Origin of the sequence: Candidatus Nitrosocaldus islandicus (assembly GCF_002906215.1) — an archaeon.
GTDB lineage: Archaea > Thermoproteota > Nitrososphaeria > Nitrososphaerales > Nitrosocaldaceae > Nitrosocaldus > Nitrosocaldus cavascurensis.
In genome coordinates this window covers 713,598-730,446 of record NZ_CP024014.1, presented here as the reverse complement: position 1 = coordinate 730,446, position 16,849 = coordinate 713,598, and the positions used below count along the sequence as shown (strand labels likewise).

Annotated in this window: 23 protein-coding genes and 1 pseudogene; 15 read left to right on the top strand and 9 right to left on the bottom strand. The window is 38.9% G+C overall.

The annotated features are described in order from the left end of the window. Window positions 1-169: 169 nt before the first annotated feature. Window positions 170-1,264, top strand: a complete 1,095-nt coding sequence (locus CRG89_RS09145) for a DNA topoisomerase IV subunit A (protein ID WP_103287904.1) — start codon at window positions 170-172, stop codon at window positions 1,262-1,264. 100 nt (window positions 1,265-1,364) lie between these two features. Here the strand turns inward: CRG89_RS09145 and CRG89_RS03835 are convergent, their stop codons facing one another. Then, window positions 1,365-1,838: an Hsp20/alpha crystallin family protein gene (locus CRG89_RS03835; protein ID WP_103287018.1), complete on the bottom strand. Its 474-nt coding sequence runs from the start codon at window positions 1,836-1,838 to the stop codon at window positions 1,365-1,367. A gap of 1,052 nt (window positions 1,839-2,890) precedes the next feature. Here CRG89_RS03835 and CRG89_RS03830 point away from each other — a divergent pair. Then, window positions 2,891-3,091: a hypothetical protein gene (locus tag CRG89_RS03830; protein WP_103287017.1), complete on the top strand. Its 201-nt coding sequence runs from the start codon at window positions 2,891-2,893 to the stop codon at window positions 3,089-3,091. A gap of 100 nt (window positions 3,092-3,191) precedes the next feature. On the opposite strand, the gene CRG89_RS03825 is transcribed toward CRG89_RS03830, so the two are convergent. Next, window positions 3,192-3,749, bottom strand: coding sequence for a UbiX family flavin prenyltransferase (locus tag CRG89_RS03825; protein WP_103287903.1), 558 nt, complete (start codon window positions 3,747-3,749; stop codon window positions 3,192-3,194). 121 nt (window positions 3,750-3,870) lie between these two features. Here CRG89_RS03825 and CRG89_RS03820 point away from each other — a divergent pair, with 121 nt between their 5' ends. From CRG89_RS03820 to CRG89_RS08665, 7 genes and pseudogenes are all read left to right on the top strand, one after another. Then, window positions 3,871-4,221, top strand: a complete 351-nt coding sequence (locus CRG89_RS03820) for a helix-turn-helix domain-containing protein (RefSeq protein WP_103287016.1) — start codon at window positions 3,871-3,873, stop codon at window positions 4,219-4,221. A 5-nt stretch (window positions 4,222-4,226) separates the two neighbouring features. Further along, complete coding sequence (locus CRG89_RS03815) at window positions 4,227-4,610, top strand: hypothetical protein (protein WP_103287015.1); 384 nt, start codon at window positions 4,227-4,229, stop codon at window positions 4,608-4,610. After that, the gene (locus CRG89_RS03810) at window positions 4,607-4,972 is read left to right on the top strand and encodes a hypothetical protein (protein ID WP_103287014.1); all 366 of its coding nucleotides are present in this window, start codon (window positions 4,607-4,609) and stop codon (window positions 4,970-4,972) included. The genes CRG89_RS03815 and CRG89_RS03810 overlap by 4 nt, the downstream gene beginning before the upstream one ends. 925 nt (window positions 4,973-5,897) lie before the next feature. After that, window positions 5,898-6,242: pseudogene (locus tag CRG89_RS09205) on the top strand (acylphosphatase). A gap of 30 nt (window positions 6,243-6,272) precedes the next feature. Continuing rightward, on the top strand, window positions 6,273-6,470 hold the full coding sequence (locus CRG89_RS03800; protein ID WP_103287012.1) for a hypothetical protein: 198 nt from the start codon (window positions 6,273-6,275) through the stop codon (window positions 6,468-6,470). A gap of 179 nt (window positions 6,471-6,649) precedes the next feature. Beyond that, window positions 6,650-6,775: a hypothetical protein gene (locus CRG89_RS09105; protein WP_269459679.1), complete on the top strand. Its 126-nt coding sequence runs from the start codon at window positions 6,650-6,652 to the stop codon at window positions 6,773-6,775. A gap of 14 nt (window positions 6,776-6,789) precedes the next feature. After that, window positions 6,790-6,963, top strand: a complete 174-nt coding sequence (locus tag CRG89_RS08665; RefSeq protein ID WP_158648701.1) for a hypothetical protein — start codon at window positions 6,790-6,792, stop codon at window positions 6,961-6,963. Between the two features lie 557 nt (window positions 6,964-7,520). On the opposite strand, the gene CRG89_RS03795 is transcribed toward CRG89_RS08665, so the two are convergent. Further along, window positions 7,521-8,120 carry a MarC family protein gene (locus tag CRG89_RS03795; RefSeq protein WP_158648700.1) on the bottom strand — a complete coding sequence of 200 codons (600 nt, stop codon included), beginning with the start codon at window positions 8,118-8,120 and terminating at the stop codon, window positions 7,521-7,523. Window positions 8,121-8,395: 275 nt separating this feature from the next. After that, complete coding sequence (locus CRG89_RS08660) at window positions 8,396-8,905, bottom strand: DUF350 domain-containing protein (protein WP_148695210.1); 510 nt, start codon at window positions 8,903-8,905, stop codon at window positions 8,396-8,398. A gap of 192 nt (window positions 8,906-9,097) precedes the next feature. Between CRG89_RS08660 and CRG89_RS03785 the strand changes: the two genes are divergently transcribed. Further along, window positions 9,098-9,472 (top strand): ArsR/SmtB family transcription factor, encoded by a 375-nt coding sequence (locus CRG89_RS03785; protein ID WP_197706577.1) that lies wholly within the window; start codon window positions 9,098-9,100, stop codon window positions 9,470-9,472. A gap of 166 nt (window positions 9,473-9,638) precedes the next feature. Here the strand turns inward: CRG89_RS03785 and CRG89_RS03780 are convergent, their stop codons facing one another. Further along, window positions 9,639-10,274 carry an Lrp/AsnC family transcriptional regulator gene (locus tag CRG89_RS03780; RefSeq protein WP_103287010.1) on the bottom strand — a complete coding sequence of 212 codons (636 nt, stop codon included), beginning with the start codon at window positions 10,272-10,274 and terminating at the stop codon, window positions 9,639-9,641. A 65-nt stretch (window positions 10,275-10,339) separates the two neighbouring features. Beyond that, entirely contained in the window at window positions 10,340-10,729 is a 390-nt protein-coding gene (locus CRG89_RS03775; RefSeq protein WP_103287009.1) for a hypothetical protein, read from the bottom strand. A 163-nt stretch (window positions 10,730-10,892) separates the two neighbouring features. Here CRG89_RS03775 and CRG89_RS03770 point away from each other — a divergent pair, with 163 nt between their 5' ends. Beyond that, a complete protein-coding gene (locus CRG89_RS03770) occupies window positions 10,893-11,168 on the top strand; it encodes a hypothetical protein (protein WP_103287008.1) in 276 nt (91 codons plus the stop codon). 61 nt (window positions 11,169-11,229) lie between these two features. Here the strand turns inward: CRG89_RS03770 and CRG89_RS03765 are convergent, their stop codons facing one another. Next, on the bottom strand, window positions 11,230-11,940 hold the full coding sequence (locus CRG89_RS03765; protein WP_103287007.1) for an adenylate/guanylate cyclase domain-containing protein: 711 nt from the start codon (window positions 11,938-11,940) through the stop codon (window positions 11,230-11,232). A gap of 148 nt (window positions 11,941-12,088) precedes the next feature. Here CRG89_RS03765 and CRG89_RS03760 point away from each other — a divergent pair, with 148 nt between their 5' ends. Further along, window positions 12,089-12,550, top strand: coding sequence for a CBS domain-containing protein (locus CRG89_RS03760; RefSeq protein WP_158648699.1), 462 nt, complete (start codon window positions 12,089-12,091; stop codon window positions 12,548-12,550). A 63-nt stretch (window positions 12,551-12,613) separates the two neighbouring features. Here the strand turns inward: CRG89_RS03760 and CRG89_RS03755 are convergent, their stop codons facing one another. Beyond that, complete coding sequence (locus CRG89_RS03755; RefSeq protein ID WP_148695211.1) at window positions 12,614-13,132, bottom strand: hypothetical protein; 519 nt, start codon at window positions 13,130-13,132, stop codon at window positions 12,614-12,616. Between the two features lie 519 nt (window positions 13,133-13,651). Here CRG89_RS03755 and CRG89_RS03750 point away from each other — a divergent pair. The 3 genes from CRG89_RS03750 to CRG89_RS03740 all read left to right on the top strand — a co-directional run bounded on the left by CRG89_RS03750 (window position 13,652) and on the right by CRG89_RS03740 (window position 15,441). Beyond that, entirely contained in the window at window positions 13,652-14,149 is a 498-nt protein-coding gene (locus tag CRG89_RS03750) for a CBS domain-containing protein (protein WP_103287004.1), read from the top strand. Between the two features lie 116 nt (window positions 14,150-14,265). Beyond that, window positions 14,266-14,694, top strand: coding sequence for a universal stress protein (locus CRG89_RS03745; protein ID WP_103287003.1), 429 nt, complete (start codon window positions 14,266-14,268; stop codon window positions 14,692-14,694). 66 nt (window positions 14,695-14,760) lie between these two features. Continuing rightward, window positions 14,761-15,441 carry a hypothetical protein gene (locus tag CRG89_RS03740; RefSeq protein ID WP_103287002.1) on the top strand — a complete coding sequence of 227 codons (681 nt, stop codon included), beginning with the start codon at window positions 14,761-14,763 and terminating at the stop codon, window positions 15,439-15,441. Window positions 15,442-15,499: 58 nt separating this feature from the next. Here the strand turns inward: CRG89_RS03740 and CRG89_RS03735 are convergent, their stop codons facing one another. Then, a complete protein-coding gene (locus tag CRG89_RS03735; RefSeq protein ID WP_103287001.1) occupies window positions 15,500-16,816 on the bottom strand; it encodes a sodium-dependent transporter in 1,317 nt (438 codons plus the stop codon). Window positions 16,817-16,849 lie beyond the last annotated feature (33 nt).

Genomic DNA, 16,849 nt, shown 5'->3' with positions numbered 1-16,849 from the left:
GAGAGTTGAGGGGGAAGGGGTTGATGCAGGTAAGATGGATGTTAAAGATAAGGTTAAAGGTGATGTTAAGAAGGGGTCTGTTGCAGCAGAGGAGAGGAAGGCTAGTACTATAAGCAGCAACAGTAGCAACAGCAACAGTAGCAGGCTCAGCACTGGTACTGGTACTGGTATGAAGAGGAAAGATATAGAGTCGCAGAGGGAGAAGAGGAACAAGGTTAAGACCATGCTTGTAGAGTTGGGGAAGAAGATATACAGCGATCTTGACAATGGTATATTCCCAGAGGTGTATATACCAAGCAGATCTGTAGCAAACATAGTGTATGATAAGAGGTTGAGGCAGTACGTTCTAGGCGATGCAAAGATAGTAAGATCTGCAAAGAATATAAGGCATCTAAGATCCTTCACACAACTCATCTGGCTTGCATTCTTTGTTGATAAGTTGGTTAATGAAGGAAAGACTAGCACTCTAAGGGATGTGTACTACTCTGCCCAAGCATTCAATATAGACTTTGAGGATCAGGCAGAGTCTGATCACATAATAACAGATCTTGAAGCAGTACTCTCACTTGCAAGAGAAGACTTCAACATATACCCTGAGGAGAGGAGCAGTATATTTGGAGATCTAACGATAGAGTATACAGTGCCAGGGTATGAGGGGAAGAGGCTCAACCTATCAGACCATCCAGATGGTTACCTTATAGGCCCAAGTTTAAGCAGTGCAGAGTTTATAGATACTAGTGCAGAGATGGTCCTTGCTGTAGAGAAGGGAGGTATATTTACAAGGTTTGTAGAGGAGAATGTGCATAAGAGGTTCAAGGCAATAATAGTTGATACTGCTGGCCAAGCACCAAGATCAACAAGGTACTTGCTTATGAGGCTCAACAGAGAGCTCAACCTCCCTGTATACATCCTTACAGATGGGGATGTGTATGGAGAGCATATAGCAATGGTGATAAAGTCTGGTTCAGCAAATGCAGCACACCTTAGAGAACTCACAGTACCAGATGCAAAGTGGATAGGAGTATGGGCTAGTGATATCCAGAAGTATAGACTTCCAACAGATCCTATGACTGAGCAGGATGTGAAGAGATGTCATGAACTCAAGCAAGATCCTAGATATCAGTCTGATATATGGAGGAGTGAACTAGAACTCTTCCTTAAGATGAGGAGGAAGAGCGAGTTGGAGGCATTTGCAAAGTATGGCTTGACTAAGATAACTGATGACTATCTGCCAGAGAAGCTTGAGATGGCAAAGAGTTTATAGCAATGGTGTTAGCGTTGTTCCTTCTATCTCTATAGGGTAAATAAAACCATCATTATATACCTGAACTCTAACTAGCAGTCACCGTTGATCAATAAATCGATCACATCAACTTCTTTATCTTAAGAGTTAGTATACCATTCCTGTACCTGAACTCAGCTATTCCCATATCCTCGCTCACATCCAACGGTATAGATTTGGTGAAGTTCTGCCCTCCATTTATGTAGAGTATACCATTAACAAGCCTAGCATTAACCTCCTCCTCAGGCCCTGGAACCTCGGCAACGAATATTATCTCACTCTCTCCCTTGATGAGATCGTACACCCAATCCTTATGCTGCTCCATCTTATGCATGACAGGTTTAACCTCCTCCACCTTGAATATCCTCCTAAGGTGTATGGTCCAGTATACTATGAATCCAGATGCTGCTATGAGCATTATGAACCCAGCATATCCATTATCTATCCTAGTAAGTATTGCATACATAGCACCAAAGAAGAGCAATGCTAGCAGTACTATTATGAACCCAGCATTCTTATCGTATGCTGGAGGCCTATACCTTGATAATCTACGCATGTATTGAGCTTACCTTATTATATATAAAAATCTTTTACTTGATATAGGCTTATATGAGAACATCAATCCTTGCATCAACAACTAACCAGTCATACCAGCATATATGTTATAGCATTATAATCATGGCATATCTTTGCTGATGAGATGAGCCCTATATATCACTACGTATACCTGCCATAGACTATGCTAAACTCAACATTGTTATCAGGATTGCCTCCTATCTCTTCAAACCTTATAATTATTGATCCAGATTCATAGTATTTGATATCGCTACCCTCTCAGAGTAGTCAAGGGATCTGTATATCTCTTCTATTCTGGTAGAGGAGAAATAGTAGTTGAGGAGATGCTGCTTTACAGTACCGCTTATAAAGTAGTTTATGAACATTATACTCTCTAGTTATAACAGATGGTTCCCATATACCAACATGTTACCTCCTATCGTATGTTACAGTCATTATAGTAGTAGGGAAGGTAACCTTGTTGCCATTAGCACCATGCGGATTATCGGAGATTGGTTGCTCAATAACCACAACCAGATCATCCATGGATGTAAAATATGCAAATCAAGTCTTCTCAAACTTGTATACCAACTCTCCTCTACCTATCAAACCGCTATTGAATATCCCATCTGGAACCTAATCTGTCAGTAACACCTTCATGCCTACTAACACCTTTGTAAGTGTTGTATCGTATCGTTGTTAACCCATGTTACTGTACCCAATCCTGATCTTGAGATTTGATGATATACCATTCTATAGGCCTAGGGAACTAGATCGAATGATTGATCGCTAGCCCGTTAAGTACTATCTTCTCCTCGCCATATACAACTGGTATAGATATTATTGTTATTATAATTATAATAACAGCCATAACTTAGTATACTGTTATTTTGATCGTTCATCCATAATTTATAATAATTATCCATATTAGCATAGACGATTTATAAGGTATAAGATATGCTCTTGATCCAACCTTGCTGATAGAATCAATAGTTCCAACTCATCCACCATCATCTAGCATGTTATATATTCCCCTCTCCATAATCAGCCTATATGAGCAAGGTTTCAAGGTTCGGGATATATGCAAAGGGTACCATAGTTGCATTGGTGATGGGTATACCTGCTGTAGCATCGTTTGTTGTAACATGGAGGATTACTAGCAACACGCTTACAGCAGTTATAGTTAGTATAGTGGTATACTTTATAGCCATGGGGTTTGCATTCAAGATAGCAAAGAGACTTGCCAAAGAATAAATGATAATGATAGTAAAGCAAGACGATAATAATTCTACTCAATAATCTCATCCAATATAATCAATATTACATCATCTTAATTAATCATCAATCTACCTATCTACCTGCCCTCCCATCTCTTGAACAGGTTATGCTCTATCCCAAACTGGTCAAGTACCTTCCCAACTATATGGTTTATCAAATCATCTATGCTCTTTGGTCTATGGTAGAATCCAGGCATGGCAGGGAGTATTATTACTCCTAGCCTAGCAAGTTTGAGCATATGCTCAATATGCACTGCTGTAAGAGGAGTCTCTCTAGGTACTAGCACTAACCTTCTAGACTCCTTCATTGCTACCATGGCTGCCCTTGTTATAAGCGTATCATCCAAGCCTAGGGCTATACTTGCTAGAGTCTTCATGCTGCATGGTATGATTACAGTACCATCAAGCTTGAATGATCCACTCGATGGCCTTGCTGCTAGATCCTCATTGCTGTATGTGTAATCTGCTAGAGCCTTAACCTTCTCAACACTGAGATCTGTCTCAAGCCTTATGCACTCCTCAGCCCATCTGCTGATTATAAGATGGGTCTCAACGTTAAGAGCCTTCAATGTCTCAAGCAGCCTTATCCCGTATATTGCGCCAGAACCCCCACTCATGCATGTTAGTATGCGCATGCATATACTCTGCATACTCCTGCTTTATTCATTTGCTCTTTCTCAGGTTAACCTTTATAATCCAAACCATGTAAGCATTTATGGTTAGATGTATGTATAGTTGGAGGATGGATGAATAGATATGGTATCTATGGAGCAGGTAGAGAATGATATGGCTAGGGAGTTGATGGTTAGCATGGATGTGATCAAGGTATACATGCTGCTCATAAGGAAGGGTATGCTTAATGCTAGGGAGATTGCAGATGAGTTGAAGATTGATATTAGCAAGGTTAATGATGCACTATCCAACCTTTTGAGGGATGGGGCATGTATAGAGATCAATGGGAGGTATGAGGCACTCAACCCTAGATTTGCAGTAACAAACATGTACAGGATGCTATGCTTGAGGATGAATAGAGAGGTTAAGAGGAATGAGAGGATAGATGGTATAGCAAGCATACTTGAGAAGGTGTATGATGATGCAAGGAGGTGATTATTATGAATGCTCAATGTATGCATAGCAATGTATACTATGGTGTGGTTAACATAAAGCATAGGAACAGGATAATTGGGGCAATAGATGTGTGGAGATGTGTAAAGTGCAAGAGATTATTCGCTGAGGAGAAGAGGCTTGGCATACTAGATATATCATCAGAGATAGGGATGCCAAGTATAAGTGATGAGGAGTCATGGTTCCTCTTAACATGTAAGTTGAGATCGGAATGGGCATTGGTGAAGGTGAATAATAATGGCTCTTCTACAATAGAGCATGAGTGTATAGATGGTAATGTGAAGTTACAAGTAAGGGATTTCAAGATAGATGATGATCATAAACTCTTCGCTATAAGCGAACTGATAAATAAGGAGGTTGAGCTTGAATGAATGTTGCCTATGATAACGATAATAGTGTTAATATCAGTAATAAGAGAAGAGATGAGAGAATAACAGATGATAGAGAGAAGTATGATAGATATGATGGTCTTAAGGTTTATGTTACAGGTGTAGATGCAAGTGATGTAACAAGTAGGTTGAATGGCTACTTTACACTTGATGGGGCTAAGATAAGGTTTCAAGGTATAGCATTTGGGAGGATAGGAGGCCATAACATACATGTTAAGATAAGCAAGAGAGCAGAGGCAATGCTTAAGAGGATGGGTTATGATCCAGAGCATGTATTGGTTGCAGTGCAGATGAAGATGATTGAAGGAGATATAACAATAGAAGAGCGTGAGATGAAAGAGTAATTCAGTAACTATAACCTTGATACATTTTATAAAAGCTTCTAGTTCTCTACCGGGGATTGTCAAGATAATATGGTATCATTGAATTGCTAAATAGATATAAGAGGTTGGGTATTCTTCTAAAGAAAGAAGGAGATGATTGTGCTAACATATCTACTATTAGTAATAAAATAGGTTTAGGCATTCCAAAACTAGGCAGATAATTAACAATAGTATATACTAGCAAGATTACTCCTAAAGATGAACTATTTATTAATCAATCATCATGATAATCCTTTTAACTTGATCTCCAGATTGTATATCTATGAATACTAGTGTTAGATCTGTTATAAATGATGGATGATCTTAGTAGAAAGTTATTGTTATATGTAGAATGCTAAGAAGCCTACTCTTCCTTCAACCTTGCAAAACCATTCATGACTCTATATATGCTATTCCTCTACCTCTAGCAATGCTCACTCTAAGCCTAGCATTAATGCATCTACTAATACATACCATGCCTTATCTACCAGTATTAATGGTTTATCCTCAGAGTACTTGAGTATCTGCTTGAATATCTCTGCGTCTAATGAGCTTAGTGTATGATACCGTTAAAGCAAGTATATCTTTTGCATCGACATCTCTAGCATAATACATAGACGTGATCACCATTAAGCTTTGTCTTGCTTATCTACTGCAATCATCCAATATACTTCTTCTCATGCTCCTCTAATATGCTCTTAATGATAAGCCAGAATAGTGTATATGTGCATCAGCAAGAACCGTATCCTCTAAAGTACCTTATTCCTCTTGAATATATGAGACTTCTAATAATATAGTTTAATCTATTCGTGAGGTTAATTAGAAGAAACTGCATAAAATGTTATCTTGACAATCCCCTTATTATCTAAGGTTTTGTTTATTAATAAGATATTCTTCTTTATATATAATGAAGAGGGCTAAGGTATTTGTAGAAGGTATGGTACAGGGTGTTGGTTATAGATATAATGTTAAACATATTGCCATGAAGTATAGGGTCAAAGGCTTTGTTAAGAATCTCGATGATGATAGGATATAGATAGTTGCTGAGGGAGAAGATGAGAAGATAAGCAAATTTCTAGAAGAGGTAATGATAAGGAAGGAGCCTATATACGTTGAGGATATGCAAGTTACATATGAAGAGCCAACGGAAGAGTTCAAGACCTTCAAGATAATAACTGGTTCTCTAGAGGAAGAGATGACCAAAGGATTCAGTACTGGAGCATTGTACTTCAATGCGATGCTTGCTAAGTAGGATCAGACACTGGAGAAACTTGATGAGGTAATGCATAAGTTGGATGATGCAAAGACAGGCATAATAAATGAGATACAGATCATCAGGAAGGATATAAGGAGCGTGTTGGATGAGAGGCTTGGTAGGATAGAAGAGGATATAGCAAAGATAAAGACTAGGTATGGTATGATAAGAAGTAATCCTATAGAATATAACAAATCCTCTATTTATATACCCCCTTCTACGTAATAATACTGTATATTGAAGGAGTGTGTTGGTGAGCTTAAAGATAAGGTAAGCACGTTAGAAGAGAGGTTTAATGGTCTAGAAGGAGCACTTTTACTATGGATTTGACCAAGTTGGTCGATTTGCTGGTGTAACTCTAGAAGAGCTTGTAAGAGGCATAATGACAAAGAACATGCAAAAGAGTGGAGAGTCCAGATAAGGCTATAACCTCTATTATATTAGATGATGAGATAGACCTCTTCTGTGACGAGCCATTGATAGTTGGTGAAGTTATGCTGATAGTGTTGAGAAGGTTGATAAGCTATTAAAGAAGGTGGACATTGTGAGGAATAAATATGGAAGGGAACCAATGAGGAAGATACTTATAATAAGCTCTGTGAAGAAAGAGATAGCAGATCTTATAACAGATAAGGCTAGGAAGAGTTGTATAGAACTTGGAAGAGAAATGATAACTATGCATAATAATGATGACTATATTAGGAGAAACTTCCATTGAATTCTATTTTAATATATTATGCTGAATACTCTTGCTACATGACGCTCAAGAAAGAACTCTTCGAGACGAGATTTATCAAGATAACGTTCCTCATCTTGAATTCTTTTGTTAGCGTGTTTATACTGTACTCATCTTAATTTCATTCAAATGAATCGGATCATCCTATAAGGATGACTAGGGATGTGATACAAAAGAAGATAACTTTGCAAACACATACTAACATTAGAAGCTCCTAAAACAGATTCAATACTTGAGCCACAAGAAAGAGGATGTAGGTGTGTTAAGAATCTTTGGCTTAGACTATGGGCAAGTAGCTAGAGAATGGTGTAGAGAGGGAGAATGGATTGTATAGATAGAATCTTTATTCTGCAAAGGTGAAGGTTTAAAGAAAGCAGAGATAGCATTATACAGCTTCTTCAGATCTATATAGTCTTCAACACAGAGGTCAGGCTTGACCTGGAACTGTATTATAGAATTTGTTGGCTATAGCGATAAATTACAATATCACTTCATTATTTATATATAGTTAACTTGTGATGATGCTCTCTATCTATACACTATTCTCTTAAAATAAACTCGTCTATGCCAGAGAGGATGAACTCTATGGCTATCCCTGCTATCAGTATAGCCATAACTCTAGATACTATAAGAGAGCCTAGGTTACCAAGCAGTCTATTTATCCTATCCATGAATGAGAATGTTAGCATGGTTAAAGCTAACGCTATTACTACTGAAAGCATGGTTACAGGCATACCATACCTCTCAAGCGAGATTATAGTAGTGGTTATTGCTCCAGGCCCAACTAGCAATGGGAAGGCTAGAGGCACTGCTCCAATACTTATATCGTTACCCTTCAACTCCCAGCCCTTTAGCAGTAACTCGAATGAGAGGAGGAGTAGTAGCAATCCTCCCGCTATACTGAAGCTTGCTAGTGATATACCGAATACATCTAGGATGTAGTGCCCCGCTATAGCAAAAGCAAGTAATAGACCAGATGCTGTATATATGGTGCTTCTAATTACCCTTCTACTCTGCTCTCTGCTTAGATTAGAGGTTAACGATGCTATCAATGGCACTAGCCCTATAGGATCCATGACTATGAAGAGCGATATACTTGCCCTTATCAATTCATCAGCATTTATGTTGAGTTCATTCATACATAACCAGCAAGACATACGTAGTTTAAACCTTGATAGTTGCTAGCTTTAGATATAGCATGTAAATAAATAATAAGCATGTAAAGATAAATCAATCCCTTACATGTGTAAAGAATAAAGAGTTGGTATGTAGGATAGTTTATAGCCTAATATCAGTTAAACTCTTTTATGTAGCCTTACAACTATAATAGCAGTATATACTCTACTCATCTTTCTGCTTCTTCACTAAATATAATAACGTAGCACTGTTGTATATACCCTCTATCTGAGATCGATCAGTCTATAATAGCCCTTAGCATTGAAGTTACAGCATCTGTAACCATCTCGCTAGCATTCTGTAGTATTATCCCAACCATGAGTATTATACCAGCAAGACCTACTCCTATCGCTATGTTACCATTCTTTAACTCCTCGAACTGGTTCAGACCCTTCCTTCTAGTCAGTTCGTTGAATATACCTATTATTACAAACTGTGTGAAGACTGCTATGAGTATGTTAGTTCCTAGTTGTATAACTGCTAGTACTACAGCACTTGCTATCCTTCCAGATAGGAACTCTGTAGTTATTATGGGTATTGCCTTAAGTGTAACAAGTCCTATGATCACTGCAACTGCTGCAAGCGTAACACCAACTGCAACATTCCCCTTCTTGAGTTCAGCAACCTCATCTATATTCCTTGTAAGTTTTGTGAATGCATTGAGTCCTATATATACTGAGATTATGGCTATGAATGCTGATAGTGCTGTGTATACTATGCTTCCAAATAGGTTTATTGCCTCCTCCATATCCTATCCCCTCCATCTACAGGCTCTCCCTACTGAATCCAGCCTGCTCATAACATCATTACAATAAATGCAATATATTAGAGTGGCTAAACTTTAACTCTTATAATTCATGTTAGAATATTATTATTAACTATCCCAGCTTATCTATGCTTCTTATAGTTGATAACAGTCATGTAAGGACAGATTTTTATTATGGATGGTGCAAATAATGGGAAGATGCAGGAGGAGAGATATGCTATAGATGAGAGGCGACAGGTTGTGGATAAGATACTTAACGCATTGGCAGATAAGTACAATAGGCTTATACTAACATCTACAATAGATGAGCCCAAATCAGCATTGCAGATAAGCAAGGAGCATGGTATACCTGCAAGCACTGTATACAGGAAGTTGCATATGCTTGAGAAGGATGGGCTCATAAAGGTTGATGGCTCTGTTATAGATAATGGGAAGAGGTACTATCTCTACAAGAGTAATATAAAGGCTATAAACATAATATTCACAATGAATACACTGAAGGTTGATGTTATACTCAACAAGGATATGAAGAGAAGTGCTTACTGGTAGTAGTAGTTGGTTGTAGCAGTGGTATAGTTGTATCAGGATAATGAATCAGCAGATCTGAGTAAACATAATAATAATGGTCATACGCTCTGGCTTGATTTTAAATGTTATAGATTCTATAATATAAACGCAGTTAGAAAAAGCTACAAAATAGTATCTACTTATTCATTCATTCGTCCCCATCCTTCCAGAACTTACCTCTGTAGAATGCTGTGAATGGGCAACCATAGCATGCTCCTCCATTATCTATGTAGTATTCACATCTATTGCATGGTGCATCGCTACATGGAAGATCATACTGCTTACTCCTTCTCATCTTCTCATCTTCTTCTCCATAATCATCCATGGCTGTTTCATGTGTTATGATGCCTATGCTCTTCTGCAGGTTGGTTATCCTCCTAGCAACTATGCTTGTAATATTGGAAGCCCTCCTTATATGCTTGGTGATGCAGTACTCCAACTGCTTATCCTCTCCAACCATGATCATCTCAACCCTGTTGCTCTCATCTGTAAAACCAAAGATGCTTACAACACATGGACAATGCTTGAACTTCTCAACAACAACATCCGCATGCTCAGTATAAGCATCTACGCTCATCAACTCTAGCCCAAGGTTTGATGGGTTGATTATCATACAGCCTTTGCTTATAATCCCCATCTCTCTCAGCCTGCTAAGCCTTGTAGATATTGCTGCTTGTGTGAGCCCAACCCTCTCTGCAAGTTTCATCTGTGTTATCTGTGGATTCTTGTATATTATGCTCATTATCTTCCTATCTATCTCATCCAGTTTACCAAATCTACCCATAAAGCTAGTTAATAAATTATAATATATAAATCTACAATCAATACTTATAAATTATAAAAATAAGATTAGGTATAGAGAAGCTTTCTTCTACTCAAGAGCGTATCTAAGCAGCATACAACGTTACCAGCAAGACTCTCTATATCATCATCCTTTGCTAATGCATAAACATCATCAAGAGCAAGCATGGGCTCTACCACAAGCCTGCCTTCAGATGCATATATAGTTGGTATATATCCTGTTAGCCTATAGAGGGTATCTGCCTTACTCTTAAGATCAACACCATGCTTGTAGAAGATCTCAACACTCAACTTTGGTCTATGGTCTGGATGGAGCAAGCCATGTATCATCACATCAAGCACAAACCTTAGATCTGTGTGGGGGAAGAGCATCTTGAGTGAGAGTATGAAATCGCTGAACTGATCAACTATGCTATCTAATCTTGCTTCCACTACCATACTGGATAATATGTACAAGGAGTATAAAAATTATCTATTTATGTTTTATATATTATAATAAGGTGTAGTGTGTGATGTTGACTATAAAAATAATGAATTACTATATTCTTAATATTAAAAAACGTATACTTGGTTTATAAGGAAGGTTAGATGTACAATACTCATGAGATATGAGAAGAAGGGATACAGGTTGAGGAGGTATTATGATGTAAAGGATGAGGAGAGGGTTGTTATGGTAACAAATATCATGATAGGAGGTACTGTTGTTGCTCTAGTACTTTCACTACCTACAGTAGCTATACTCTTAACCATATACCATATAAGCAATGATGTTATGCTAGCAGCACTTGCCTCCATTGCAGTACACTATGCTATACTGATATTGTTGGTGGAGAGGATAAGCATGAAGATATACTCCATGCTTAATGGAGATGGTTAAAGGGAAGAGGGAGGGAAGGAGTAGTAAGAGGAAAGGGAGAGAAGGGATGCGTGATGAACTCCTAATAAGGAGAGTATAGGTATAACTTGTATGGGTCTCTAGTTACAGGATCTATGAAGCCCCATCTGTACGTGTTAACACTGAACTCCACAAACCTACTCTGCATATCCTGCTCAAGCATAGCATAAGCATCCTGCCCAACTATCAACTGCCTTGCTCCTGCAATAGATGTTATCTTTGATGCCATGCTTACAGCAGGACCAATTATATCAACATAAGACTCCTCATTACTCTTCCCATATATCATGATGAGGTTCTGTCCAAAGTCTATACCTATCTTAGTGTATATGCTTGGATAACCCATCTCTGTTAGTGCTGGGTTTAAAGCATCATTAACTATGCTCATCATGCTTACTGCACACTTCACTGCTGTAGTGCATGCTGCTGTTGGATTATACTCAGCAGGGAAGAATGAGAGTACAGCATCCCCTACATACTTGAGTACATATCCTCCATGACCTATAACCAGTAGGGCCATCTCCTGCGAGAATACCTGTATTATAGTTGCAAGGATCTTGCTTGGGAGTTCAAGGCTCAGCCTAGTTGACTCTGCTATATCTGCTATTAGCACAGCCATCCTTAGCCTCTCATTTATATGCCTCCTTAGGAAGCGCTCTGACAACTTGAATGGTGCCTCTATCTGAGGTCCCAACCTTACTGTACGCATCACTCTAGCCTTTATGTTTGCTATTGCTTCACTCCTAACTGGCATAGGGATATCTGAACTTGTCAATACAATCTATAGAATGAATAAGGTTAATAAATATTATAATGATCTTTGGCTAATAATCTATAACCAGTCCTTACCATATATGGGAATTAACCAAAGTGTTATAACCTTCTTGCTAGTAAATTATATCATGAGCATGTTGATGAAGAGGGTAACTGAGATAATGAGCGAAGGCCCTGTGGATGTTGTTGAGAAGGGGCTTAATGTATTCTATGCAGCAAATGTTATGAGGGAGAGGGCAAGAGGGAGCCTTGTTGTTGTGGATGATGGGAAGCCAGTAGGTATAGTAACAGAGAGAGATATAGTAAGGAGGGTTGTTGCTGAGGGAAGGAGTCCAAGTGCAACAAAGGTTGGGGATATAATGTCTACTCCATTGATAAGCGTTGGGCCAGAGGCTACAGTTGCTGCTGCAGTAAGGATAATGTACGAGAATGGAATAAGAAGATTGCCAGTTGTAGAGAATGATAGAGTTGTAGGGATGCTTACAGTAACTGACCTTGCTAGAGCAATGTATAGGGAGAGGGAGAAGAGGGATGAGATACTTGCTGCAATGGCAAGGTTCAGAGAGTTAGAAGAACTAGCAAAGAAATGAATAATGAAGTGATAAATAAATAAATAAAAATTGTTTATTTCTTGTTATATTATTTACTAGTGCTTAGAACCTCTTCTGTCTCAGTATCCTATAACCTGTCAGTGCTGCTAGTGGTGCAGTAACTGCTGTTATAGCACCTAATATGCTCTCAGGAACAACCATGAATGTTACGCCGAACTCATAGATGAATGTCTTGCCAGGTTGTGTATCTACCACTACTGCCCAATCTCCTACTTTGTTGAATCCTGAGGCTAAACCAAAGTCACCTGCCTGTAAGTATAGACAGTTATTGCCTGCAGATGGTAAGGTTATAGGTAGCGATGGTGAGCCAATGTAGTTATAGAATGTATTATCAGGATCTATAAGCTTGATATCAGTTATCTGCCTTGTTGTTGATACAATACATACATAGATATCGCCCTGAGAACCAAGTGAGTATGGTGTGTTTAATGCAGCTATACCATCTACACTAACCCCTGGAGGTAAAGGAACTAGGGTTGCTGCATAGGCCTTATTTATGTTCTGTGATGTTATTGCTCCTACTACTGCTATTGCCATTACAATATACGCAATCTTCTGCATTGGAGTATTATCTGATATGAAATATTTAATAACGCATGTAATATAAGAGATATAATGGGAGTTATATAATAATTCTAGAAGATAAACCTATCCAGTATATAATCATGTTACCATTAATATGGATGATTTACATGAAGATCTTTGCTACTTAAATTCTAAATGAACCTATCATCCATCTCATATAATCATGTAAATATCATTTATGATTGTGACTCTTATTGCAATTATAGAAAATGATCTATCATTCCAACTATATTATTGGTTATCAATAATAAGAATCGAACTAAAATTTAAATACATGAAACGCTAATAATATAGCGTAGGGTGGTATGGTATGAATGAGGGTATGATGTATACGCAATGGGATTTGAATGCTGCTCCAGTGATAGCAGCGCTGTTATCATCTGTCTCTATGGGAAGTAGGAGGGGTTAACATATGACCTACTTACCTGTTGTTACTATAATAATAGATACAGAAGCAACAGTTACCATACCACCCTACATGGAGAGGGGTGTGTGATGTCAATTGCATCCATATCTGTTAAGGATGTAATGAGTAAGAATGTGAAGAAGATAAACATGCATGCAAGTGTAAAGGATGCGATGATGCTAATGACATCATCATGGATAAGTAGTGTTGTAGTTATAAACAGCAACGATGAGCCTGTAGGTATATTCACTGAGAAGGATGCTATAAGGGTAATAACATGGAATGAGAATGCGTTGAATGCTAGGCTATATACGGTAATGAGTTCGCCAGTGGTAACTGTAGAAAGCACAACCTCGCTTGAGAATGCACTGAATATCATGGTTGAGAGAGGTATAAATCATCTACCAGTTGTACATGAAGGTGAGATGGTTGGAATGATAACAAGCAGGGATATTGTAAGGTTCGTAACGAAGAACAGGTTACTTGCGCCAGAGGTAATAACCGAGGGCAGGGTTGAGATGGGTAGGGTTCATGATATAAGCAAGTATATGAAGGACCTTGGAATAATCAGCAAGGTTAACATATAGTTGATGGGAAGGATTGAGAAAGTGAACCCCTCTCCATTTTTTATTGCTACTGTAAAGAGAACATAAAGGCTCTTATGATGAATAAGACTATATGTTATTAGTTAGTAATTCACTGTATGAGGAAGATACTTGTGGCAATAGATGGCTCGGAGCAGTCATTCAAGGCTGCCAGATATGCTATAGATATGATTAAGAGGATAGGTAGCGATGCATCTATCATACTACTTCACGTTGTAAGCATTCCTCAATTCCCCCACCATCTAGGCTCACTGGATGAGTACTACATGAAGATAACAAGGGAGGTGGATGATTGGTTCAACACAATATCGAGTTGGGATGAGAGCAAGGGTATAAATATAAGTAGGAAGGTTATCCATAGCCATACATCTATAGTAGAGGCTATAGTTGAGTATGCAGAGGAGGAGGGTGTTGATCTGATAGTTATAGGTACAAGGGGTAGATCTAGGTTCATTAGAGCACTACTAGGTAGTGTTGCTCAGGGTGTTGTCACATACGCTAGATGTCCAGTACTCGTTGTTAGATGAGATGGTATTGGTTAATTAAGGTATTCTTCCACAAACTATATATGCTAAGTTATCCCCTAAAGCTCAATGAGGATCATAGCAATAGCAAGCATAATAATGGTACTCTTGTCAGCAACTATAATTGCTATACCCAACTCTTATGCCCAGCAGACTCCTACCACACCTACTACTCCTACACCATTCCAGATACCAGAGTTAAGGGAGGATATAAAGATCCTCACTATTACAGGAAGGGATGCTCAAGGCAATACTGTTAGCATGGAACTTATCCTGAGTAGAGGTACTATGATGATGGCTAGAGCAAGTATGATGATGGATCCAACTATGATGTTTGGTATGCCAATGATGATGCAGATGATGGCACAGATGCAGATGCAGATGGGTATGGGCCAAGGAATGGGTGGTATGGGTATGGGTGGTATGGGTGGTATGGCACAAAATATGGTGCAGATACAGCAGCAGATGAATGCTTGGATGAGGAGCCATTACATAGTGCAAGGAGGTTCAATAACCATAGGAGATAGCACGTATATGATAGAGGCAGGGAATGCAAGGATAAGCGATGATGGTAGGATATTCGTTAATGCAGTTATAGACCAAGGACTGAACAGGAATGGCAAGGTTATAGCATGGGGTATCCTAGGCAGTGATGATGGGCTCAAGGGCAGGATACTCCTCTGGGAGGCTAGGACATTATTGCATAGTGTAAAGTTCACTGCAAAGGGCAGCGTAGAGGATGCATTATAACACATGTATTTCACTCCAACACATATTTATTTTGTTTTTATTTGATTTGATTTGTAAATCAAGAGAATACAAGTATCTTCAGTAGTGTTGCTATTATCATAGCAGGTAAGAGTATCCTTACAAGATCAAGCATCCTTGAGGGTATCCTTATCCTTGAATTCATGTTAACCTGCTCCATTATCTCATCCCTGTTCATGAACCATGCTACTGCTACTGCCATGAGTGTAGCAGATACTGCTAATGCTATAGTACCAAAGATCCAATCAAATACATCAAGCGCTGGCATGCTAGAGATGCTTAGATGCACTGGACTGTAACTCAACGCTGATGGTATACCCAATGCTAGGGAGAGCATTGTTATGACCATTGTTGCTCTAGCCTTACTGAACTTGAAGGTATCCTCAAGTGCAGATACAGGGATTTGTAGCATGGATATGGATGAGGTTATCCCTGCTATGAATAAGAGGAGGAAGAACATTATGCCCAGCAGGTAGCCATACTCCATCCCTGCTATTATCTTAGGCATTGCTATGAATACAAGTGCTGTGCCCTGAACATCATCAAGCCCATTTGCAAAGACCATTGTGAATACCATTAGACCAGAGAGGAATGCTACTACAAGTACAGAGCATACTATGATTAGGGATGTTACAACTACACCTTGCTTCTGCTCCCTAACATAACTTGCATATGTTACAAGCACACCAAGCCCTATAGAGAGGGAGAAGAATGCTTGTCCTATGGCAGATGACCATACGTGAGGATCTAACAGTCTATTGCTCTCTGGCTCAGTGTAGTACTTTAGCCCTAGACCATCCCCATCCATGCTTAAGCCTATGAGTGCTAGAGGTATGAGCATTGCAAAGAGCATTATCACACCATACTTGTTGAACCTCTCAACACCAGCCCTCAACCCACTCCTAACTATGGTATAGTTGATAGCAACTACTGCTAGATAAGATGCTAAAGGGTACCATGTATCTATGAACTCCTCAAACCCTTGATATCTGTTGAGGATACTCATTACAAGGTATGCAAGTATCCATCCAAGCACAACCATGTAGTAACTTAGTACTGCAACTGTAACACCTATCATGAATAAGCCTATGAACCTGAACCTATGCCTTATCATGGATAGTGCTGAGACTATGGATGTTCTGTAACGCATGCCTAGTGCAAACTCAAGTACCATGAATGCTAGACCAAATGTGAAGAGCACTATTATGTATACTAGCAGGAAGGATGCTCCTCCATTTGTACTTACCATGTAGGGGAAGCGCCATATGCTACCTATACCAACTGCAGAGCCTATGGTAGTTAGTATGAATCCTGTGTAAGAGCCCCATGTCTCCCTTTCCCTTCCTACCCTCTCCATATCCCTTACTTCTCTTAATTAATGATCATCTAA